This is a genomic window from Arthrobacter sp. 2762 (genome assembly GCF_040548745.1).
Taxonomy (GTDB): domain Bacteria; phylum Actinomycetota; class Actinomycetes; order Actinomycetales; family Micrococcaceae; genus Arthrobacter.
Genome location: NZ_JBEPSI010000004.1, coordinates 335,013 through 356,587, shown reverse-complemented (window position 1 = coordinate 356,587; position 21,575 = coordinate 335,013). Strand labels below are relative to the sequence as shown.

Below are 21,575 nucleotides of genomic sequence, written 5' to 3'. Positions count from 1 at the left end.
TGGGGCTAGCGCAGGCCCGTTTTGCGGGTCAGGGCAAGGTGGATGAGTTCGTCGATCAGCTCGGGATACGCCAAGCCGGAAGCCGCCCACATCTGCGGGTACATGCTCTTGGGCGTGAAGCCCGGCATGGTGTTGATTTCGTTAATAATCAGCTCACCAGCGGGCGTGTAGAAGAAGTCCACACGGCTCAGGCCTTCCGCACCCACGGCGTCGAAGGCGGCAGCGGCCAATTCCCGGACGCGGGCAATGGCTTCATCCGGCATGTCGGCCGGGCAACTCAGCGCGGCAGCACCATCTTCAACGTACTTGGCAGCAAAGTCATAGAATTGGTGTTCGCCGATAGCCACAGTGATTTCGCCGGGCATGGAGGTGCGCGGCGCATCGGTGCCCCTGCCTTGCAGCACAGCGCACTCGATTTCGCGCCCGACAATGCCGGCTTCGATGACCAGCTTCAAGTCGTGGCGGCGGGCTTCCTCGATGGCCGCGTCCAGGCCCTCCAACGAATCCACCTTGGAAATTCCCATGGAGGAGCCTGCACGGGCAGGTTTGACGAAGACCGGGAAACCGAGCTTGTCCACGCGCTTGCGGACGGCCTCGGCGTCCGTGAGCCATTCGCGGTCCGTGACGGCGATATAAGGCCCCACCGTCAGTCCAGCGGCTTCGAAAACCACCTTCATGAAGTGCTTGTCCATGCCCACTGCCGAGGCGAGCACGCCGGCACCAACATAGCGTGTGTCGGATAGCTCCAGGAGGCCCTGGACCGTTCCATCCTCGCCCCAAGGGCCATGGAGCAAAGGAAAGACGACGTCCACGGAACCGAGTTCCTCGGGGATGGCATTCGGTGCGGTCACGATGAGCTGGTGCTCGCCGCCCACCTCTGCCAAGGTGACAGTCCGGTCCGACGGCGATACCTCAGGAAGCGCCGACGAGCTCAAGGACCACTGGCTGGTGTCCCCCGATGCAAGGACCCACTGTCCGGACTTGGCAATACCGATGGGCACGACGTCGTATTTGCTCTTATCAATGGCACCCATGACGCCTGCTGCCGTCACGCAACTAACAGCGTGTTCGCTGGAACGTCCGCCGAAAAGGACCGCCACACGGGGTCGACGGCCGGTCACGGGGGTGGATTCTTCAGTCACAATCAGTAGTCGCCTTCGGACTTCAGGGCCCGGGCCAGCAATCGCGGCCCCAGGTCATCAACGGACATTTTGCCTTCAAGCACCGCCACAACGGCGGCCGTAATGGGCATTTCGACATTCAGTTTGCCCGCCAATTCATACACGGCAGGGCCGGACTTAATGCCTTCAGCGGTTTGCGTCATCTGTTCAGCCACCTGCTCCAGGCTCAACCCCTCGCCCAAAAGCCTTCCAGCTGTGTGATTTCGGGAAAGGGCAGAGGAGCATGTCGCAACGAGGTCGCCGAGCCCCGCGAGCCCCGCCATCGTATGGGCCTCTCCACCCAGGGCCAGGGCAAGCCGGGACGTCTCGGCGAGGCCTCGCGTGATGACTGACGCTTTGGTGTTGTCACCCATCTGGCGCCCCTCGCAAATACCCACAGCCAAGGCAATGACATTCTTGACGATCCCGCCGATCTCCACGCCCACAACATCGGTGCTGGTGTAGGGACGGAAGTACGGTGCGGTGCAGCAGAGTGCGATTGCGGCGGCGGTATCGGCGTCACTGCAGGCAACTACAGACGCAGTGGGTTGTTCCCTGGCAATCTCCATGGCGAGGTTGGGTCCGGAGACCACCACCACACGTGATTCGGGGATTCCAAGCTCCTGGGCGATGACCTCGCTCATGCGCGCGTCAGTCCCCAGTTCAAGGCCCTTCATCAGCGACACGACAATTGCGTCCGGTGCGAGCAGGCGCTTCCATTCCCCCAACTGGGGCCGCAGCGATTGGGCCGGCACGGCCAGGACCACGAGACCGGCACCCTGCAGGACCTCTGCAACATCCGTGGATGCGGTGACTGCGTGGGGAAGTTCGATGTCCTTCAAGTACTGTTCATTGCGGTGATCCGCGTTGATCTGATCCACGACTCGGGCGCGCCGCCCCCAGATCCGGATCCTCCGCTCCACCCCGGTAGTGGCAGCAGCATCCGCGAGGATCTTGGCGAACGTCGTTCCCCACGAACCTGCGCCAAGTACAGCTACGGTGTCCGGAGCAGGGACAGGGCTTTCCATAACCGTCATTTGCCGCCCTCCGATTCCGGATCCTCAAGAGATGCTTCCTTGCCAGCGGGTTCTGCAGCCTTTTCAGGCGCGGCGCCCCGTGCAGCGTTTGAACCCCGCTCCACGAACCGGCCATGTTTGGCCTGCTTATGAACGGCCGGATCCCAACGTTCGGCGGGCGGCTCCTCACCGCGGAGGGTTGCCAGGAGCGCGGTGACTGCCTCCATGATGACGTCGGTAGCTTCGGACAGCGTGGCCCGGTCCATGGGCCGGTCCGCGAAAGCGCTCAGGTCCACGGGCTCACCTACCAGAACCCTGACGGTCTTTCGAGGAAAGACGTGGAAGCGCTTGGCGTACCGGGGGAAAACCTCATGGGCACCCCAGTGGGCCATCGGAACAACCGGTGCACCTGTCTGCAATGCCAGGCGGGCAGCGCCAGTGTGCCCCTTCATCGGCCACAGGTCCGGATCCCGGGTCAGGGTTCCCTCGGGGTAGATAATGATGGCGCCTCCAGCGTCCACCACCTCTTTGGCGATTTGCAGCGAGCGGTTCGCTCCCGCCGTCGAGCGTTCAACCGGAATCTGGTTCGTCGCCCGCAGCAACGCTCCCAACACAGGTGCTTTGAAGAGTCCTGCCTTCGCGAGGAAGTGCGGAGGACGCTTCTGGTTGTAGAGCATGTGCCCGATCACGACGGGATCAATTTCAGTGCAGTGGTTCGGTGCTGCGATGAAGCCGCCCGCGGGGAGCTTCCCGGTGCCCTCCCACTTCTTGCCCATCAGGAGGTTCATCAACGGACGCGCCATGCCCGCCAGGAGCATGAACGTGGCCCGGCTCTTGGCCGATTCCTTCAAAGGGTCCCCCGCTACTTGGTGGTGATGATGTCGAAATCGGCGCCCAGGCCAGCGAGCTTCTCTGTAAAGCGCTCATATCCGCGGTTGATGATATCGATGCCAGTGACCCTGGACGTGCCGGTCGCGGCCAAAGCTGCGATGAGGTGGCTGAAACCGCCACGAAGATCGGGGATGTCAATCTCGGTCCCCCGCAGCGGCGTAGGACCGGAGATCACGGCAGAATGCAGGAAGTTCCGCTGGCCGAAGCGGCAGGGGACGCTGCCAAGGCACTCACGGTGGACCTGGATGTTTGCACCCATTCGGGCCAGGGCATCGGTGAACCCGAAACGGTTCTCATAGACCGTCTCATGCACAATCGACACGCCCTCCGCCTGGGTCAAAGCGACCACCAGGGGCTGCTGCCAGTCAGTCATGAAGCCGGGGTGCACATCCGTCTCCAGGACCAGCGGGGAAAGCTTGCCTCCGGGGTGGTAAAAACGGATGCCGTCATCACCAATGTCCATGCCGCCCCCCACCTTGCGGTAGGTGTTCAGGAAAGTCATCATGTCCCGCTGTGAAGCACCTTCAACAAAGATGTCGCCACGCGTGACCAACGCGGCCGAAGCCCAGGACGCTGTCTCGTTCCGGTCCGGAAGCGCCCGGTGGTTATAGCCGCCCAGGTCCTTGACACCCTCGATACGGATGGTGCGGTCAGTCTGGACGCTGATGATCGCGCCCATCTTCTGCAGCACGGCGATGAGGTCGATGATCTCAGGTTCCGTCGCAGCGCCGCTGAGTTCCGTGATTCCCTCCGCGCGCGTGGCGCTCAGCAACACTTGCTCGGTCGCGCCGACGGACGGATAAGGAAGGGAGATCTTGGCGCCGTGCAGGCCATTCGGGGCGGAGATGTGGATGCCACCAGGGCGCTTTTCCACGACGGCGCCAAACTGACGCAGGACGTTCAGGTGGTAGTCGATGGGACGATCGCCAATTTTGCAGCCGCCGAGGTCCGGAATGAAAGCCTCTCCGATCGCATGGATCAGGGGGCCGCACAGCAGGATCGGGATGCGTGAATCACCGGCATGCGCGTCAATGGCGGTGCTGGATGCCGTTTTGGCATCCTTCGGATCCAGTGTCAGATCGCCCGTCTCGGGGTCCTTGACCACAGTCACCCCGTGGAGCTTCAGCAGGCTGGTGACAACCTCCACGTCCTTGATTTCCGGCACGTTGCGAAGCACTGATGGTTCGCTGCCCAGCAACGCCGCCACCATGGCCTTGGGCACCAGGTTCTTGGCACCGCGAACGGTCACCCGCCCTGTCAACGGGACGCCACCGCGGATTGTCAGAACACTACTCATCTATACCGGTTTCCTCACGACTACTCGCCCCCCATACTTACAAAGGCTCCAGCTAAGCATAGAAGCTCGGGTTACCTAACCGAAATGGAGCTGCCCCGTGCCGGGCAGATCCTGTATCCATCAATCCTTTCGAAAAAAGGACCGGTGAGCCCACCCTAGGGGGCCCACCGGTCCTGGTTCCGCAGCATTCAGCCGCCGACGAAATCGTCAGCTTTTCGCCGGAAGCGTCTTCGGTTTAAAGGAAGGCCGTGTGGCCTCGTAGGCGGTGATGTCTTCCTCGTGCTGCAACGTCAGTCCGATGTCATCGAGGCCTTCCAGGAGGCGCCAGCGCGTATAGTCGTCGATCTCGAACGGAGCCACAACATTGCCGCATTCCACGGTCTTGGAGACCAGGTCCACCTTGACCTCAGTGCCAGGGCTGTTCTCCAGGACCTTCCAGATGAGCTCGATGTCATCCTGTGCCACCTGGGCTGCCAGCAGTCCCTGCTTTCCTGAGTTACCGCGGAAAATATCGGCGAAACGCGAGGACAATACAGCCTTGAAGCCATAGTCCTTCAATGCCCAGACAGCGTGCTCACGGGAGGAACCCGTGCCAAAGTCGGGGCCGGCCACCAGCACGGAGCCGGCCTTAAACGGGGCCTGGTTCAGGATGAAGGACTCGTCCTTGCGCCATGCAGCGAAGAGGGCGTCTTCGAAGCCTGTGCGCGTGATGCGCTTGAGGTAGACCGCCGGAATGATCTGATCGGTATCCACATTGCTCTGGCGCAGCGGAACACCGATGCCGGTGTGGGTGGTGAATGCTTCCATGGGATCCTCCTAGACTGCGATTCCGGTCAATGTGCCTGCAGAAGCCGGCTCAAGGTCCGACGGCGAGCTCAACGTTCCGCGAACGGCTGTAGCGGCAGCCACCACGGGAGAGACAAGGTGCGTACGGCCACCCTTGCCCTGGCGGCCCTCAAAGTTGCGGTTGGACGTTGATGCGCAACGCTCCCCCGGCTCCAGTTGGTCCGGGTTCATGCCCAGGCACATCGAGCAACCGGCGAAGCGCCACTCGGCACCGAAATCCTTGAAGACTTTATCCAGGCCCTCGGCTTCGGCTTCGAGCCGGACACGGGCGGAGCCAGGCACTACAAGCATGCGGATATCCGGGTCCTTCTCGCGGCCGCGGATGATGTCGGCTGCAGCTCGCAGGTCCTCGATGCGGGAGTTGGTGCAGGAGCCCAGGAAGACGGTATCCACACGGATGTCTTTCATGGGGGTGCCTGCCTCAAGGCCCATGTATTGCAGCGCGCGCTCGGCGGCAGCCTTGGCGTTCTCGTCGCCAAAGTCCTCCGGGGAAGGAACCTTGGCTGAGAGGGAAACGCCCTGGCCGGGGTTGGTGCCCCAGGTGACGAACGGCTCGAGGGTGTTGGCGTCCAGGTCCACTTCGACGTCGAACGTCGCGTCGGCGTCAGTGTGCAGCGTGTTCCAGTACTCGACGGCGGCGTCCCAGTCAGCGCCTTCGGGCGCATGCGGACGGCCCTGCATGTAGTCGTAGGTGATCTGGTCCGGAGCCACCATGCCGGCACGCGCGCCGGCTTCGATGGACATGTTGCAGATGGTCATGCGGGCATCCATCGACAGGGCCCGGATGGCGGATCCGCGGTATTCCAGGACGTAGCCCTGGCCTCCGCCGGTACCGATCTTGGCGATGACGGCCAGGATGATGTCCTTTGCGGTAACTCCTGGGCGCAGTGTCCCCTCAACGTTGATCGCCATGGTCTTGAACGGCTTCAAGGACAGCGTCTGGGTTGCCATGACGTGCTCGACTTCAGAGGTTCCGATGCCCATGGCCAGTGCACCGAAGGCGCCATGCGTGGAGGTGTGCGAGTCGCCACATACCACCGTCATGCCCGGCTGGGTCAGACCCAGCTGCGGACCCACGACGTGCACGATGCCCTGCTCTTTGTCGCCGAGTGAGTGCAGGCGGACGCCGAATTCCTTGCAGTTGGCACGCAGCGTTTCAATCTGCGTGCGGCTGGTGAGGTCCGCGATGGGCTTGTCGATGTCCAGCGTGGGAGTGTTGTGGTCCTCCGTGGCAATGGTGAGGTCAGTGCGGCGTAGCTTGCGGCCAGCCAGGCGCAGACCCTCGAAAGCCTGCGGTGACGTCACCTCGTGGACCAGGTGCAAGTCAATGAAAAGAAGGTCGGGCTGGGCATTGGCTCCTTCGCCTTCACCCTTGCGCACTACGTGCGCGTCCCAGACTTTCTCGGCCAGTGTCTTTCCCACGGCCTTGCTCCCTTCACTGAAGTTGGATGTTCTTCATCCACTGAACTGTTCCTCTAACCACTGAACTCTTCTAACCACTGAACCAGCAGGGCCGCAAAATAGGCCAGTGAAACAACTTGCATCTCAGATATTGAGACGGCAATATCATTACATGGACAATTCTAGTGGAGTCGGGGTCATTGATAAAGCGGCCCAAGTACTCGATGCCCTCGAGGCCGGGCCAACGACACTTGCACAACTTGTAGCGGCCACGGGCCTCGCCCGGCCCACCGTTCACCGGCTCGCGCTGGCCTTGGTCCACCACCGGCTGGTCAGCCGCGACATCCAGGGACGGTTCGTTCTGGGCAGCCGCCTGGTGGAACTCGCATCCGCCGCTGGTGAAGACCGGCTCATCGCTTCTGCCGGGCCGGTACTCATCCAACTGCGGGACGCTACCGGCGAGAGCGCCCAGATTTTCCGCAGGCAGGGCGATTGGCGCGTGTGCGTTGCCTCAGCGGAGCGTCCGATCGGGCTCCGGGATACCATTCCGGTGGGAACCCAGCTGTCCATGAAAGCCGGCTCGGCCGCGCAGGTCCTCCTCGCCTGGGAAGATCACGACCGCCTGCTGGAAGGACTCCAGAACGCCCGCTTTACGCCCACCGTCCTGGCAGGAGTACGACGCCGGGGCTGGGGTCAGAGCCTGGGCGAACGCGAGCCGGGGGTCGCCTCGGTTTCCGCTCCCGTCCGTGGACCCTCCGGAAGGGTCATAGCCGCGGTTTCCATTTCAGGTCCGATTGAGCGCCTCACGCGTCAGCCAGGACGATTGCACGCCGAGGTCGTCTGCAATGCCGCCCGGGTACTGACCGAAGCCTTGCGCAAGAACAACGACTAGACCTGCTCTTTGAAGGGGGACGTCCATGACCACCTACGCAGTATTCCTCAGGGGCATCAACGTCAGCGGGATCAACATCAAAATGGCCGACCTGAAATCAGCGCTTAAGGGCTACCCATTCTCTGACGTCAAGACGCTTCTGGCGAGTGGAAACGTTGTCCTGAAGAGTGATTTGAGCATCAAGGATGTAAAGGCCCAGTTCGAAAAGTGCCTGCGTGAATCCTTCGGCTACGACGCCTGGGTTGTTGTCCTCACTTCTTCGCGGGTGGCCGAACTCGTGGAAGCCTGCCCGTACCCTGCCGATGACAAGGCCACGCACAGCTACATCACGCTCACCTCCGACAAAGCCATGCTGGACGAACTCTTTGAGACCGGAGAGGCCCTTGGTGGCGTGGAGCAAGTGAGGCTTGGACCGGAAGCTTCCGCTTGGCTATCACCCGCTGGAGGCACGTTGGATAGTCCCTTCAGTAAACTCTCCGCCAAACCACGGTACAAGGCCAGCACCACAACGCGGAACCTTCGGACCCTGATCAAGGTCAAGGACGCTGCGGCCGATCTCTAGGTGTATCCCTATCCCCGCGCGCGGTTTTTAATGCCGCGTTGAAAGCACCCAAACGGGTAATCTCCACCTCCACCGGTTCCACAATGCGCTGCGCAGCTACGCCTGCTATTGCGGCTTTCAGTCTTTTGGCCACGCCTTTGGCGCGCAGGCGCGCGGACCAGCCGCCGATGATTCTGCCGAAGATGGCCAGAACAATCCCCAGAACCACTCCGCAGGCCACCATCAACGCAGGCCACGGCCAACCCTCAGTCCTGGGCACCTCCGGAACGGGCATTTGGAAATAGCCGAGCGTGGCCAGGACCCCAAGCCAACCAAGGCCACCGACTGCCAGGAGAAGTGCGATCCATTGAAGTGAGTTGAACAACAACCACCAGAACGGGCGTTTTGATGTTTTGAGATCCGTCCCGGCGATGGCTTGGTCCAGGGCATCCGGCAGTTGCTCGCGGCCTTCCCTGGCCACACTACGGATGGACGCCCGCCACGGGCCAGGAGCGCCTTCCGAAGCCTCATCCACAAAATCACGCACCGCGGCGTCTGTCCTCGCACGTTCGGGGGCGCCTGCTGCCGGCAAGGAAGTCCGGTTGAGCTCGGGCCTGGCGTCCTGCCTGCCCAGGTTCAGCCTCCGCAGGGGATCAGGCCGGAAGCGCAGCAACCAGCGCGTTACGGGCCATCCCGTCCTCCGTGCCGATTCCCGCTTGAAGGATCGCGCTACCGCATCAACCACCACAGGTACGTTGGCCGCCGTCGACAATTCATTGGCGAGTTTAGCCTTGGTGTTTGCCTTGATGCCGCGAGCCTCGCCTGCACCTGAAACCTGGGACAGTTCGGCGGCAGCCTTGGAGACATCGGCAGCCAGGCGTTTTGTGGTGGCCTCCCGCTGGATCACGACGTCCCGGATGGCACCACGGACGGCATCGATGCCTTCGCCAGTCAGTGCCGAGGCGCCCAGGACCAGAACGTCATCCAGACCGTCGCGCTCCAGGATTCCTTTCAGGGAATGAAGCACATCAGCGGTGTCGGCGTCATTGAGCTTGTCTATTTGGTTCAAGACAACAAGCGTGACTGCTCCATGGGAAGCCATCGGGCGCAGGAAGTCGTTGTGCACGGCGGCATCTGCATACTTCTGCGGGTCCAGCACCCAGACCAGGACGTCCACCATCCCGACCATGCGCTGGACTACCTCCCGGTTCTCCACTTTCGTTGAGTCGAAGTCGGGAAGGTCCAGCAGGATCAGGCCGCTCTCCGCAGTAGCCAGGCCCGGGAGCCCAGGCAGGTTGTGCCGCTCCTGCACTCCGAGCCAGTCCAGCAGCGGTCCACTTCCTTCCTCGCCCCAAATTCCTGCCAACGGCGCGGACGTCGTGGGTCGACGGGCTGCCGCGGTTGCGAGATTGCTGCTGGAAACGGCATTGAACAAAGATGACTTGCCACTTCCTGTGGCCCCGAAAAAGCCCACCACCGTGTGTCCTGCCGACAAGGAGCGCCTGGACGTGGCCCGCTCAAGAACCTCATATACGGATTGCAGTTCCTGCTCGGGCAGCACTCCCTCGGCCAGCTCCCGTGCCGTGTTGAGCGCCTCGAGCCGCCGCTGGAGTTGGGACGATTCCCGGATCTGGCTGTGCCGGCTCATGCCGCCCCTGCCAGGCGACGGAGTGCCTTGGCATGGCGGGCGAGGTCCATATCGCTATGGACGGTGCCAGCGTCCAGACCCGTGGCCTCCAGCCGGCCGAGGAACCTGTCCCGTTCTTCCTCAAGAAGGCGTTGGCAGGACGTCTGGAGATCGGCCCTGGCCTGTTGGGCCAGCCGACGGACGGCATCCTCACCGAAGACAGCTTCAAGCAGCTTCTGGCCCACCACAGCCGTTCCACCGGCAATGCCTATCTCCAATCCGGTCAAACCGGCAGTCATGGAGAAAACCACCACCATCAGCGCTGCGCCAAGCCCGTTCACGCCAAAGGAGAGCCAACGGGCCTGCGTGCGTTTTTCCTGACCTTGGGTGCGGATCAGTTCCATGAGTCCCTCCTGCCAGGAGCGGATGGAGGCAGCGGCTTTCGCGTCAAAGCCGGGACTGGTCCCTGAAAGATCTGCGGCACCCAGGAGTTGGCGGCCTGCCGTATCCGAGCGCCAGCGCCTGTCGACGTTTTCTGCGGCATTGGCGGCCTCATCAAGAATCACGGCTTGCAGACCTGTCTCGATCGCGGTCTCGACTTTCACAGCCGGGGCGGGTTCACCTCTGAAGAATGCTCCCATCCGGTCCCGCATACGCCCTATGTTCTGCTCCAGTGCACGGAAGAATTCACCCGTGCCCACAAAATCCTGCCATCGTGCCAGCACCTCCCCGCGGAGCAGTGCACCGTCCTTGGTTGCTTCCAGAATGCGCAGCAGGGCGTCGTCGTATTCGTGAACGCAGACGGAGCGCAGCTCACGGGCCGCAGCATCCTGGGCCGCAGCCGCAGCTGCAATAGCTTCAAACCGGGCGCTCACTGCTTTGATGGCACCGTTGAGCGTACGCCTTGCAACGTCCGCTCGTCCGGCCGCATCAGCGGCAAGGCTGGCAAGCCAAAGCCTCAATCCGCTGACAGCTTCGGGCGGCAGCATTCCCAAATCGTCCAAACCACTTTCCTGCACCACGAAGAGTTCTGCAGCAGCCAGGCCCTGACGATCCAACATCGCCTTGAGGTCCGTCCTGACTTCTTCCTCCGCTGCCGGTGGCACGCGATCCAGTACCACGGCGACCGTGATGTCCCGCGAAGCCGCATCCAGGAGCAGGCGCCAAGGGACGGCGTCGGCGTATCTGTTTGCCGTGGTGACGAACACCCAAAGGTCCGCTGCGGCGAGCAGTTGACCTGCCAGCCTCCGGTTGTTATCGGAAATGGAGTCGACGTCCGGCGCATCCAGAATCGCCAGGCCTTGGGGCACATGGTCGTGCCCCACGAGCATCAGGGACGTTATCGCCTGGGCATCCGGTGCGATCCCGGCTTGATGTGCACGCAACGGGTCCGCTGAGACGCTGGCCCTGATCCGCTCCAGGTTGGGAAGTATGCGCTGGCCCTCAAACCACTCCGCATCCTGCGGATGGTGGAGGAGGATCGGCTGGCGCGTTGTGGGTCTAATAGCCCCGGCACGTGTAACGGGGTAGCCTACCAGCGCATTAACCAGCGTCGACTTACCGGCACCAGTGGAACCTCCGACGACGGCCAGCAGTGGAGCGTCCAGGCTGCGGTATCGCGGAATCACATAGTCGTCGAGCTGCGCAAGGGTCTCCCTGATCAAGCGGCGCCCGAGTTCGGCGTCGGGCAGGGCGAGAGGCAAGGCGATGCCGGCTAGTTCGCTGCGGGCCGTTTCAAGGGTGTTGACAGCATCAGCCTGGGCTTTATTGGTGACAGGACTGATCCCTGCTCTTGGCGGCTCTTCATGTGCGGTCACAGCATCATCATGCCAGCCCAAAGACTGTCGGCGGGTCATCAGGAGCGTGGTTGGAGGGAATGTCGGGGCCCTACCCCCACATTTTGGCCGCTACCCCGGAATGTCGGCTCGTGACCGGAAATGCGCTTAAACCAAGAACTCCCCCGGAACCGAAGTTCCGGGGGAATTGTTTGTGACCCCAGCGGGATTCGAACCCGCGTTACCGCCGTGAGAGGGCGGCGTACTAGGCCGCTATACGATGGGGCCTTGCACTTTTCGTCACCGTTTCCGGCGAACAAGCTGAATGAGTATTTCATACTTTCAGCTCTCTTCCAAATCGTCTAAGCGATGTGGAATTCCGATTTTCCGCTGCAATCGAGCGAAATTTCAGAGCTGGGATACCAGGACTCGAACCTAGAATGACGGTACCAGAAACCGTAGTGTTGCCAATTACACCATATCCCAAAGTGGCTTTCGGACCGGAGTTCGTCGCCGTGGTTTCCCTTGGCTTTTCCCTCCGTGCCCCTCAGCACGAGTAATGACTCTACCGGAGTCTTGCCACCTGCACAAATCGCGAGCCCGTTACCTGCATCACATGGATGTCAGGCTGCGGAGGGTGCCTTAATCAGCAGTCTCGACAACGAATCCACCTGACGCCCGGCGAACTCTTCGACCTCTTCCCCGGTCCTGTTGAGCCACACGCCAATCAGGCCGGCCGCCGTTGCGCCGTCCGCGTCAAGAAGCCGGTTGTCCCCGACGTAGAGAGTTTCGCCGGGTTCTGTCCCCAGCAGTCGCACGCCCTCCAGGTAGATGGCAGGATCCGGCTTCGGCACGCCCACCGTATCCGTTCCTACGAGGATCTTGATCCTGGACAAGCCCGCCCCATCCAACTTGGCCCGTTGGTAGTCATGAACGTTATTGCTGACAGCGCCATACGGAATGTCGGCATCGTCGAGCGCATCGAGCACACCGGCAACGTCGTCGAAAGCGCGCACGTAGGCAGTCTGCCGCTGATGGTACTCAGCAACCCATGACTGCGATTCCTCACCGTCTCCGAGCTCCACGCCAAAGTGGCCCAAGGCTGCCCGGCCCCTCAAAAGGCGCTGCTCATTGAAGGTCAGTTCGCCAGCAAGGTAGCGGTCATAGAAATGCGTTGTTTCGTGGGTGAAGATACGGCCGAACTTCACCCACCCGGCCTGGTCAAGGCCGGGCAGGAGATGTTCGCTGACATCACGCAGAGCCGTTGTCATGGCGTACTCAAGGTCCACCAAGGTGTCGTCGATGTCGAACAGAACACCGCGGATAGTTCCAAAGGAGCTTGCAATGGCCATGACCGTTGCCGCCTAGCCTCGGAACGCGCGAACGCGGGCCAACGAGGAATCCTTACCCAGGATCACCATTGACTCGAACAGCGGCGGAGAAATACGTCGGCCTGAAATGGCGGTGCGCACCGGCCCAAAGGCAGCGCGGGGCTTGATGCCAAGGTCCTCGACCAATGCCTGCTTGAGTGCCGTCTGAATGTTCTCAGCGGTCCAATCCTCTATGGGCTCCAACGCAGCAAGTGCCGCGTCAAGCACTTCCTGCAGGTTCTCCGGGAGACCCTTACGGGCGTCGTCAGCAACATCGATCGCGTCGTCGGCCTTGAACAGGAAGGCCAACATCTCAGGAGCCTCGCCCAACAGGGTGATACGTTCCTGAACCAGCGGAGCCGCCTCCGCGAGGATCTCCTCCTGCCGGGCGGTCAGGATCTCCCCCACGAAGCCTGCGGCACGGAGGTACGGAACGAGCCGCTGCTTGAAATCCTCCGGCTCGAGCAGGCGCACATGGGTCCCGTTGATGGCCTCGGCTTTCTTGAGGTCGAAGCGCGCAGGGTTACCCAGGACATCGTGGATGTCGAAGTTGGCCACAAGCTGCTCCACGGTGAAGATGTCCTCGTCCGCGCTCAGTGACCAGCCCAGCAGGGAAAGGTAGTTGAGCAGGCCTTCAGGGATGAAGCCACGCTCGCGGTGCAGGAAGAGGCTGGATTCCGGATCCCGCTTGGAAAGCTTCTTGTTTCCCTGGCCCATGACGTAGGGCAGGTGACCGAACTCCGGCATGTACTCCGCCACGCCGATGGCGTAGAGCGCCCGATACAGCGCAATCTGCCGGGGGGTGGAGCTCAGGAGGTCTTCCCCGCGAAGCACGTGCGTGATGCCCATGAGGGCATCGTCCACCGGGTTCACCAGCGTGTACAGCGGAGCACCATTGGCACGCACAACCGCGAAGTCAGGCACGGAACCGGCCTTGAACGTGATCTCGCCGCGGACGAGGTCCTTGAAGGTCAGGTCCTCATCCGGCATGCGGAGACGCAGCACGGCTTCGCGGCCTTCGGCCTTGAACTGGGCAAGCTGTTCCTCGGTCAGGTGGCGGTCGAAGCCGTCATAGCCAAGTTTCGGGTCGCGGCCAGCTGCCCGGTGGCGGGCTTCGATCTCGTCCGGAGTGGAGTAGGACTCGTAGACGTGTCCCCCGGCCTTGAGCTTGGCGATGACGTCCTGGTAGATATCTCCGCGCTGTGACTGGCGGTATGGCTCGTGCGGTCCGCCTACCTCGACACCCTCATCCCAGTCGATGCCGAGCCATTTGAGGGCATCCAGCAGCTGGTGGTAGCTCTCCTCGCTGTCGCGGGCAGAGTCCGTGTCCTCAATGCGGAAGATCAGCTTGCCACCGGTATGGCGCGCGTAGGCCCAGTTGAACAGGGCGGTGCGGATCAGGCCAACGTGCGGCGTTCCCGTGGGCGACGGGCAGAAGCGGACGCGGACTGGAGTCTCGGCGTTGACGGCAGGGATGGCGCTGGAGGCAGGGCTGGACGCAGAAGCAGTAGTCATAGTGCTTCAACTTTACCGCTTGATATCCGCCCGGTTCCCCGTCGGAAAGGCTCGACGGCGGCCCGCGCCTTCCGTACGAAAGGCTCGTGCCGCCGTCGGGCCTTATGCTCTGGCCCGGCCGCTAGCGGCGAACCACCGGGTTGGACAAGCGGCCGATGCCTTCGATCTCAACTTCGAAGCGGTCGCCCTCGCTGACCAGGCCGACACCGGCCGGGGTTCCCGTCATGATGACGTCGCCTGGAAGCAGGGTGAACGCGTGCGAAACGATCGAGACGAGCTCGCGTACGCCCCGGATCATCTGGCTGGTGCTGCCGTCCTGACGGAGTTCACCGTTGAGCCGGCCCTGGATGGACAAGTCCTCGTGGTCGAGATCGGTTTCGATCCACGGGCCCAGCGGAGCGGAGGTGTCAAAGCCCTTGGCGCGGGCCCACTGAAGATCGGTTTTCTGGACGTCCCGGGCTGTGAGGTCGTTTCCGCAGGTGTAACCAAAAATGACGTCGTCGGCACGTTCCTCGGGGACGTCCTTGCAGATACGGCCGATGATGACGCAAAGCTCCGCTTCGAAGGAGACTTCATCGGAGAACTCCGGGAGGACGATCGGATCGTTTGGCCCGATGACGGAGGTGTTCGGCTTGAGGAAGAGCAATGGATGCTGCGGAACCTCGTTGCCCAGCTCCGCAGCATGCTCGGCAAAGTTACGCCCAACGCCGATCACCTTACTGCGCGGAATGATCGGGGCAAGGAGCCGCACATCCTCAAGCTTGTGCTTCACGTGGGTACGTTCGACGCCATTGAAGAAGGGATCGCCGTGGATGACAGTGATTTCCTCACTGCCGGGCTCGCCTTCAACAACGCCATAAAGGGGATCAGAATCAACTACAAACCGGGCGATACGCATGGGCTCAAGCCTACCGTCCAGTGCTTGGGCGTTTGCGCGCTAGCTTCGAAGGTAGTCCAACTGCGCCGCAACCGACGTCTCAGCTGCCCACCTGACTGAAGGGTCGACGTCGGGATACACCGCATCAGTGACTGCGGCAATCGGCGCGTCCTGGCCGAGCTGTGCCAGCACAGCCCTGATCTGGTCGAGCCGCTGCTGGCGATGTTCGCGGTACTCCCGGCATTTCGCATCCAGGGCAGCGAGCACCGGGCCATGGGCGGGAAGGAGCGTAGCCGGGCCAACGGATTCGAGCCGGTCCAGACTGGCAAGGTAATCGCCCAAGCGGCCATCGGGGTAGTCCAGTACCGTGGTGCCACGGCCGAGGATCGTGTCACCCGTCAGAACGGAGCCTGTGGGGCCGTCTGCGGGGAGATGGAAGCACAAGGAATCCGACGTGTGGCCAGGGGTTGCCAGGACACGGATCTCCACGCCGCCGGCATGCAGGACCTCGCCGTCCACGAGAGGTTCGCCGCCGTGGCAGTACTCCGCGGCGGCAGCCCTGACGGGAGCGCCTGTCAGTTCATGGAACCTGGCGGACGCTGCTGTGTGGTCAGCGTGCCGGTGCGTAATAAGCACAACATCCACCACGCCGGACGCTGCCAGCTCAGCCAAGTGCCCTTCGTCTTCCGGGCCCGGATCCACGACGGCGACGTGGCCGGAATCGGCGGCGCCGATGACGTACGAGTTGGTGCCGTCCAGGCTCATCGGGCCCGGGTTTGGTGCCAGCCGGAAGCGGGTGAGGCTGCTGCTTCGCTGCAGTGCAGAGGTGTGGTCGCCGGCAGGTGAGTCGTTGGAAGTCACGGTCCATCTTGCACCACTTCCGATCCTCTCTCACATCCGGGGCCTTATCCACCCACGTTCTCTCACATCCCGGGCACTTTCCACCGATCCTCTCTCATTTGAACCGACGGCGGCCCGCGCCTTTGATGTCACCCCCGTCAGGATGTGACAGAACGTTCCCGCCAAACGGTCAGGATGTGACAGAACGTTCCCGCCAAACGGTCAGGATGTGAGAGAAGATCGGGGCATGGCAACGGCGGCCCTTCCGCTTGTCACCAAGCAGAAGGGCCGCCGTCGTTCGCTTCAGTTATGCGGTACTAGACCAGGCGGGTCAGCCAGCCGTGGGTGTCCTCGACGGTACCGGTCTGGATTCCCAGGAGTTGCCGGCGGATGGCCATAGTGGTTTCGCCAGCCTTTGCGTTCTCGGATCCGATGAATTCCGTGGCGTCCTTGAGGACACCGATCGGCGTGATCACCGCTGCCGTACCGCAAGCGAAGACTTCAGCGATTTCGCCTGAAGCAACTCCCTCGCGCCACTCGTCGAGTGTGATCTTTCGCTCGGAAACCTCGCGGCCCATGTCTTTGGCAACCTGGATGACGGAAGAACGGGTCACGCCCTCCAGGATGGTGCCGGTCAGTGCGGGCGTAACGAGCGAGCCGTCCTTCATGACGAAGAAGACGTTCATGCCACCGAGTTCTTCCACAGCGTCATCATTGAAATGGTCCAGGAAAAGTACCTGCTTGCAGCCGTTTGCTTCGGCTTCCTGCTGCGCGATCAGGGAGGCGGCGTAGTTGCCACCGCACTTGGCTGCACCTGTTCCACCGCGGCCCGCGCGTGCATACTCGCGGGAAATCCAGATGGAAACGGGCTTCAGTTCGCCACCGAAGTAGTTACCAGCGGGAGAGGCAATGACGCGGAAGGATACTTCCCGGGCGGCCCGCACACCGAGGAAGGCCTCGGTGGCGATCATGAACGGGCGCAGGTACAGGGCTTCACCGTCGCCGGAAGGAACCCATTCCTTGTCAGCCTGCACGAGCTCGCGGATAGCACCAAGGAAGTATTCCTCGGGCAGCTCCGGGAGAGCCAAGCGGCGGGCCGATTTGTTCAGGCGCGCGGCGTTCGCTTCGGGGCGGAAGGTCCATACGGAACCGTCAGCGTGGCGGTATGCCTTCAGGCCCTCAAAGATCTCCTGGCCATAGTGCAGGACTGCGGCCGAAGGATCCAGGGAGATAGGTCCGTAGGGCTCGATCCGGGCGTTCTGCCAACCGCCATTGCCATCGGCGTCAACTTTGTAGTCAACGACGGCGGTGTGGTCGGTGAAGTAATCGCCAAAGCCTGGGTTCGCCAGGACGGCTGCACGCTCCTCAGCAGACTTCGGGGTTTCCGAAAGCTGCTGGCTGAATTCGACGCCGTGGGCAGTCTGAGTCATGTTTCCTCCACAGTCAGCTACCTGGTAGCGCGAAACGGGTCCCGGAGGAAGCGGTTCAGCGGTGGACCAGGGAAGCAGGTAAATAATTCAAGACAAGCTTACGCCTGAGAAATGGGCCTAAAGTGCCGCCGCAATGGCATCGCCGATCGCCGCAGTAGTGCGCGGCTCGCCGGTGCGGCCTTCGACGTCGGCGACCACTGCCGCCTCGATCTTGCGGGCCGCCGTGGTGTAGCCAAGGTGGTCCAGGAGAAGCACTGCGGAGAGGATGGCCGCGGTGGGATCGGCTTTCTGCTGTCCGGCGATATCCGGTGCTGAGCCGTGGACGGGTTCGAACATGGAGGGTGCTGTGCGGTCCATGTTGATGTTGCCCGACGCCGCCAGGCCGATGCCACCCGTTACGGCAGCTGCGAGGTCGGTCAGGATGTCGCCGAAAAGGTTGTCGGTGACGATGACATCGAAGCGGGAGGGATCGGTAACCATGAAGATGGTCGCAGCATCGATGTGGAGGTAGTCGTGCGTGACCTCGGGGAATTCCTGGGCCACTGCTTCAACGGTGCGCTTCCACAAGTGTCCGGCGAAGACCAGGACGTTGTGCTTGTGGACAAGGGTGACGTGCTTGCGGGGACGTTCGCTGGCGCGGCGGAATGCATCCCGCACCACGCGCTCCACGCCATGGGCAGTATTAAGGGAGACTTCGGTGGCAACCTCGTGCGGGGTTCCGCCGCGCAGGGTGCCGCCATTGCCGACGTAGGGACCCTCGGTGCCTTCGCGGACAACAATGAAATCGATGATGCCGGGGTTTGCCAACGGGCTCCCGACGGCTCCGTACAAGCGGGAAGGACGCAGGTTCACGTAGTGGTCCAGGCTGAAGCGGAGCTTGAGCAGCATCTCGCGCTCGATGATGCCGGAGGGAATCCTGGTGTCGCCCGGGGCGGCTCCTACGGCACCAAAGAGAATGGCATCGCGGGTGCGGAGGTCTGCAAGGACCTCGTCCGGCAGGGTCTCGCCCGTTTCAAGCCAGTGCTGTGCACCGAGCTTGTAGTGGGTCTGCTCAAGGGCCACACCTTCGGCGGCGACAGCCTTTTCGAGGACCTTGACGGCTTCGGCAATGACCTCGGGGCCAATGCCGTCGCCGGGGATGACAGCGAGATTGATGGACGATGCACTCATAGGTCTATCTAGCCAAGCAATCCACATGCTGGTCAAAATCGTCTCACTCTTCGAACAGGCAACAAGGGCGAATCAGACCAGGGCATGACGCCCGGGCCCAAACCCAGCACATAGAGTCGTACCGTGGACAGAAGGCACGCGATATACGAATGGTTCCGGATCAACCGCTTCAAGGTAGATATGGCGGCAACGTGCCTGCTGGTCCTCTTGTTCGGACCTGTCTATCTGGTGGCCGACCGCCCGTTGCTCTTTTTCATCTCCTGCGGCCTGCTGTTGCCGCTCGCCTGGCGACGGACGCGTCCCGTGGTCGCGGCCGCCGTCGTGGTTTTGGTGTGCCTGATCCAGTGGGCGGTGGGCGCAGAACCGGTGGCTGGCCAAATCGCGGTTCCGCTGGTCATCTACGCCACGGCGGCCTATGGACCTGCATGGGCGAGCCGGACGGTCCTGTTGCTTGGTTTGCTGGGCGGCGTCATGCTCACCACGCGCGAATACTCAAGCCCCGCGGAGTCCGGCATCATGGGCCTCACCATCGGGGCCCTCTACACAGTCCTTATCTGGATGCTGGTGCTTGTCAGTTGGACGCTCGGCGACCTTACCCGCGTACGTCGGCTCCAGCTCCAGGCCCTTGAGGACCGGACCCGACGCCTTGAAATCGAACAACAACAGGAGCGCCAGCTGGCCGCCGCTGATGAACGCTCCCACATCGCCCGGGAAATGCACGACATCGTGGCGCATTCCCTGTCCGTCATCATCACCCAGGCCGATGGCGCCCGGTACGCAGCCGCCGCAAAGCCGGAATTGGCCACCGAAGCGCTGGCCACCATCGCCGCGACGGGCCGGGATTCCCTCGGTGAGATGCGAAGGCTGCTCGGGGTGCTGCGCTCGGATGAGGACGCACCGACAAGGCCCCAACCGGGGCTTTCCGATCTCGATGAACTGCTTCTGGGTTTCCGCGCTGCCAGGCTGCAGATCTCCTTCGAACAGCTTGGCATGGCTCGCCGGGCACTTCCGGCCGGGGCCGAACTCACTGCCTACCGGATCATCCAGGAAGCGCTCACCAACGTCATGAAGCACGCGGGACCCCACGCCAGGGCGAGTGTGACGCTAACGTGGCAGAGTCGCGGTGTAGAGCTGAACGTCGTCGACGACGGTCGGGGCGCCGCAGCTGATCCGCCCGCCGCAGGTGGGGGAAACGGGCTCCGGGGCATGGTCGAGCGCATCTCCCTCTACGATGGTTCCTTGACCGCAGGACCCTTGCAGGGCGGCGGTTTCCGTGTGTCCGCTTTCATTCCCTATTCGGAGGCCTGAGCCATGCCCGAACTCGCCGCACCCATCCGGGTGGCGCTCGTCGATGACCAGCAATTGGTCCGCTCCGGGTTTGGCATGCTGATCAATTCCCAAGCCGATCTCCAGGTAGTGGCAGAGGCAGGCAACGGAATCGAGGCAATCCAGGCCCTCAGCGCCACCACGGCAGATGTGGTCCTGATGGATGTGCGCATGCCCGGTATGGACGGCATCGAAGCCACCAGGCGCATTTTGGAACAGGCGGCCACGCAGCCCTCGGGCTCCCAGCGGGCGGAGGTCAAAATCGTGGTCCTCACCACCTTCGACCTCGACGAATATGCTTTGGCTGCAATCCAGGCCGGCGCCAGCGGATTCCTGCTCAAAGACGCTCCGCCAGAGGAACTCCTGGAGGCCATCCGGACCGTCTACCGTGGCGACGCCGTCATTGCCCCATCCACTACGCGGAGATTACTGGACCATGTGGCTCCGCTGCTCAGAAAGCAGACATCGGAACAAAGCGGGCACGCCGCCGCGGTCGAACGCCTCACCGCCCGTGAACGCGAGGTCTTCCAGCTGATCGCCCAGGGCCAGTCGAATCCGGAGATAGCCGCAGGGCTGTTTCTGTCAGAGGCCACGGTCAAGACCCACGTCGGCCACATTCTGGCCAAGCTTGGAGCCCGGGACCGCGTGCAGGTGGTGGTCATCGCCTATGAGACAGGCGTGGTCGCCCCAGGAAGCTAGCGCGTTACGTTAAGCCCCGGTCTCAGACCACGGTATGAGCTGACCTTGCCCGGAATGGGTCCCTGGCCGGATCCAGCGGCGCGTTCCTGGCACATAGCGTGAAATCATGACAACTTTCACGCCTCTCCCCCATCCAACAGGTAACGGCGGACCCGCTGAATCCGATGCAGCCAGGCCACGCACAGCGGTTGAAGCTTTCGCGCTGACAAAGGGCTATGGACGCGGCGATACACGCGTCATGGCCCTGAACGAGGTATCCGTGGGCTTCGACGCCGGCAAATTCACCGCAATCATGGGACCTTCCGGATCGGGCAAATCCACGCTCATGCATTGCCTCGCCGGCCTTGATACGGCGGACTCCGGACGGATCGTCCTGGGCGGCACAGAGCTCACCGGGCTCAACGACCGCCAGCTCACCGCCCTTCGACGCGAGCGCATTGGCTTCGTGTTCCAGGCCTTCAATCTGGTGCCCACACTTACAGCGGAGCAGAACATCACGCTGCCGCTCGCTTTGGCGGGAACAACCGCCGACGCCGGGTGGCTGGATAGCGTAGTGAGCACCCTCGGGTTGAAGGACCGGTTGAAGCACCGACCCCACGAGTTGTCCGGCGGACAACAGCAGCGTGTCGCCGTAGCCCGAGCGCTACTGACGCGTCCCGACGTCGTGTTTGGCGACGAGCCGACCGGCAACCTGGACTCCAGAGCCGGCGGCGAAGTGCTTGCGCTCCTGCGTCGCAGCAGCCAGGAGATGGGCCAGACCATCATCATGGTGACCCATGACCCCGTCGCCGCAAGCTATGCCGACCGCGTGGTGCTGATGAGCGACGGTGGCCTGGTAGGCGAGATCCAGGAGCCCACAGCGGAATCAGTTTTGACGGCTCTCGGAAAGCTCGGGGCTTAAG

The 21,575-nt window shown here is 62.5% G+C and carries 19 protein-coding genes and 2 tRNA genes; 5 read left to right on the top strand and 16 right to left on the bottom strand.

What is annotated here, in order from left to right:
- Positions 1–5 precede the first annotated feature (5 nt).
- The 6 genes from ABIE18_RS10185 to leuC all read right to left on the bottom strand — a co-directional run bounded on the left by ABIE18_RS10185 (position 6) and on the right by leuC (position 6,632).
- On the bottom strand, positions 6–1,145 hold the full coding sequence (locus ABIE18_RS10185; protein WP_477515188.1) for a D-alanine--D-alanine ligase family protein: 1,140 nt from the start codon (positions 1,143–1,145) through the stop codon (positions 6–8).
- Positions 1,145–2,197: an NAD(P)H-dependent glycerol-3-phosphate dehydrogenase gene (locus ABIE18_RS10180; RefSeq protein WP_499722578.1), complete on the bottom strand. Its 1,053-nt coding sequence runs from the start codon at positions 2,195–2,197 to the stop codon at positions 1,145–1,147. The genes ABIE18_RS10185 and ABIE18_RS10180 overlap by 1 nt, the downstream gene beginning before the upstream one ends.
- Complete coding sequence (locus ABIE18_RS10175) at positions 2,194–3,027, bottom strand: lysophospholipid acyltransferase family protein (RefSeq protein ID WP_499722576.1); 834 nt, start codon at positions 3,025–3,027, stop codon at positions 2,194–2,196. Before ABIE18_RS10175 ends, ABIE18_RS10180 begins: the two co-directional genes overlap by 4 nt.
- An 11-nt stretch (positions 3,028–3,038) precedes the next feature.
- Entirely contained in the window at positions 3,039–4,364 is a 1,326-nt protein-coding gene (murA, locus tag ABIE18_RS10170) for a UDP-N-acetylglucosamine 1-carboxyvinyltransferase (RefSeq protein WP_499722574.1), read from the bottom strand.
- 207 nt (positions 4,365–4,571) lie between these two features.
- Positions 4,572–5,171, bottom strand: a complete 600-nt coding sequence (gene leuD, locus ABIE18_RS10165) for a 3-isopropylmalate dehydratase small subunit (RefSeq protein ID WP_499722573.1) — start codon at positions 5,169–5,171, stop codon at positions 4,572–4,574.
- A 9-nt stretch (positions 5,172–5,180) separates the two neighbouring features.
- Positions 5,181–6,632, bottom strand: a complete 1,452-nt coding sequence (leuC, locus tag ABIE18_RS10160) for a 3-isopropylmalate dehydratase large subunit (RefSeq protein WP_499722571.1) — start codon at positions 6,630–6,632, stop codon at positions 5,181–5,183.
- Between the two features lie 151 nt (positions 6,633–6,783).
- Between leuC and ABIE18_RS10155 the strand changes: the two genes are divergently transcribed.
- Positions 6,784–7,503 carry an IclR family transcriptional regulator gene (locus tag ABIE18_RS10155; protein ID WP_014922101.1) on the top strand — a complete coding sequence of 240 codons (720 nt, stop codon included), beginning with the start codon at positions 6,784–6,786 and terminating at the stop codon, positions 7,501–7,503.
- 25 nt (positions 7,504–7,528) lie between these two features.
- The gene (locus ABIE18_RS10150; RefSeq protein WP_499722569.1) at positions 7,529–8,065 is read left to right on the top strand and encodes a DUF1697 domain-containing protein; all 537 of its coding nucleotides are present in this window, start codon (positions 7,529–7,531) and stop codon (positions 8,063–8,065) included.
- Here the strand turns inward: ABIE18_RS10150 and ABIE18_RS10145 are convergent.
- The 10 genes from ABIE18_RS10145 to ABIE18_RS10100 all read right to left on the bottom strand — a co-directional run bounded on the left by ABIE18_RS10145 (position 8,040) and on the right by ABIE18_RS10100 (position 18,648).
- Positions 8,040–9,692 (bottom strand): GTPase, encoded by a 1,653-nt coding sequence (locus tag ABIE18_RS10145; RefSeq protein ID WP_499722567.1) that lies wholly within the window; start codon positions 9,690–9,692, stop codon positions 8,040–8,042. The genes ABIE18_RS10150 and ABIE18_RS10145 overlap by 26 nt on opposite strands.
- The gene (locus ABIE18_RS10140; RefSeq protein WP_499722565.1) at positions 9,689–11,527 is read right to left on the bottom strand and encodes a dynamin family protein; all 1,839 of its coding nucleotides are present in this window, start codon (positions 11,525–11,527) and stop codon (positions 9,689–9,691) included. The genes ABIE18_RS10145 and ABIE18_RS10140 overlap by 4 nt, the downstream gene beginning before the upstream one ends.
- Before the next feature lie 134 nt (positions 11,528–11,661).
- Positions 11,662–11,734, bottom strand: a tRNA-Glu gene (locus ABIE18_RS10135).
- A 126-nt stretch (positions 11,735–11,860) separates the two neighbouring features.
- Positions 11,861–11,932, bottom strand: a tRNA-Gln gene (locus ABIE18_RS10130).
- 137 nt (positions 11,933–12,069) lie between these two features.
- Positions 12,070–12,798 (bottom strand): HAD family hydrolase, encoded by a 729-nt coding sequence (locus tag ABIE18_RS10125; RefSeq protein ID WP_431115557.1) that lies wholly within the window; start codon positions 12,796–12,798, stop codon positions 12,070–12,072.
- Between the two features lie 12 nt (positions 12,799–12,810).
- Positions 12,811–14,331, bottom strand: coding sequence for a glutamate--tRNA ligase (gene gltX / locus ABIE18_RS10120; protein ID WP_499722564.1), 1,521 nt, complete (start codon positions 14,329–14,331; stop codon positions 12,811–12,813).
- Between the two features lie 121 nt (positions 14,332–14,452).
- Positions 14,453–15,229, bottom strand: a complete 777-nt coding sequence (locus ABIE18_RS10115) for a fumarylacetoacetate hydrolase family protein (RefSeq protein WP_431115559.1) — start codon at positions 15,227–15,229, stop codon at positions 14,453–14,455.
- Between the two features lie 39 nt (positions 15,230–15,268).
- Positions 15,269–16,069, bottom strand: coding sequence for an MBL fold metallo-hydrolase (locus tag ABIE18_RS10110; protein ID WP_499722563.1), 801 nt, complete (start codon positions 16,067–16,069; stop codon positions 15,269–15,271).
- Positions 16,070–16,365: 296 nt separating this feature from the next.
- Positions 16,366–17,478, bottom strand: coding sequence for a branched-chain amino acid aminotransferase (locus tag ABIE18_RS10105; protein ID WP_499722562.1), 1,113 nt, complete (start codon positions 17,476–17,478; stop codon positions 16,366–16,368).
- A gap of 117 nt (positions 17,479–17,595) precedes the next feature.
- Entirely contained in the window at positions 17,596–18,648 is a 1,053-nt protein-coding gene (locus ABIE18_RS10100) for a 3-isopropylmalate dehydrogenase (RefSeq protein ID WP_499722561.1), read from the bottom strand.
- A gap of 123 nt (positions 18,649–18,771) precedes the next feature.
- On the opposite strand from ABIE18_RS10100, the gene ABIE18_RS10095 reads away from it, so the two are divergent.
- The 3 genes from ABIE18_RS10095 to ABIE18_RS10085 all read left to right on the top strand — a co-directional run bounded on the left by ABIE18_RS10095 (position 18,772) and on the right by ABIE18_RS10085 (position 21,574).
- Entirely contained in the window at positions 18,772–19,956 is a 1,185-nt protein-coding gene (locus ABIE18_RS10095) for a sensor histidine kinase (protein WP_499722560.1), read from the top strand.
- A 3-nt stretch (positions 19,957–19,959) separates the two neighbouring features.
- A complete protein-coding gene (locus ABIE18_RS10090) occupies positions 19,960–20,673 on the top strand; it encodes a response regulator (RefSeq protein WP_499722559.1) in 714 nt (237 codons plus the stop codon).
- A gap of 106 nt (positions 20,674–20,779) precedes the next feature.
- Complete coding sequence (locus tag ABIE18_RS10085; RefSeq protein ID WP_499722558.1) at positions 20,780–21,574, top strand: ABC transporter ATP-binding protein; 795 nt, start codon at positions 20,780–20,782, stop codon at positions 21,572–21,574.
- Position 21,575: the final 1 nt, after the last annotated feature.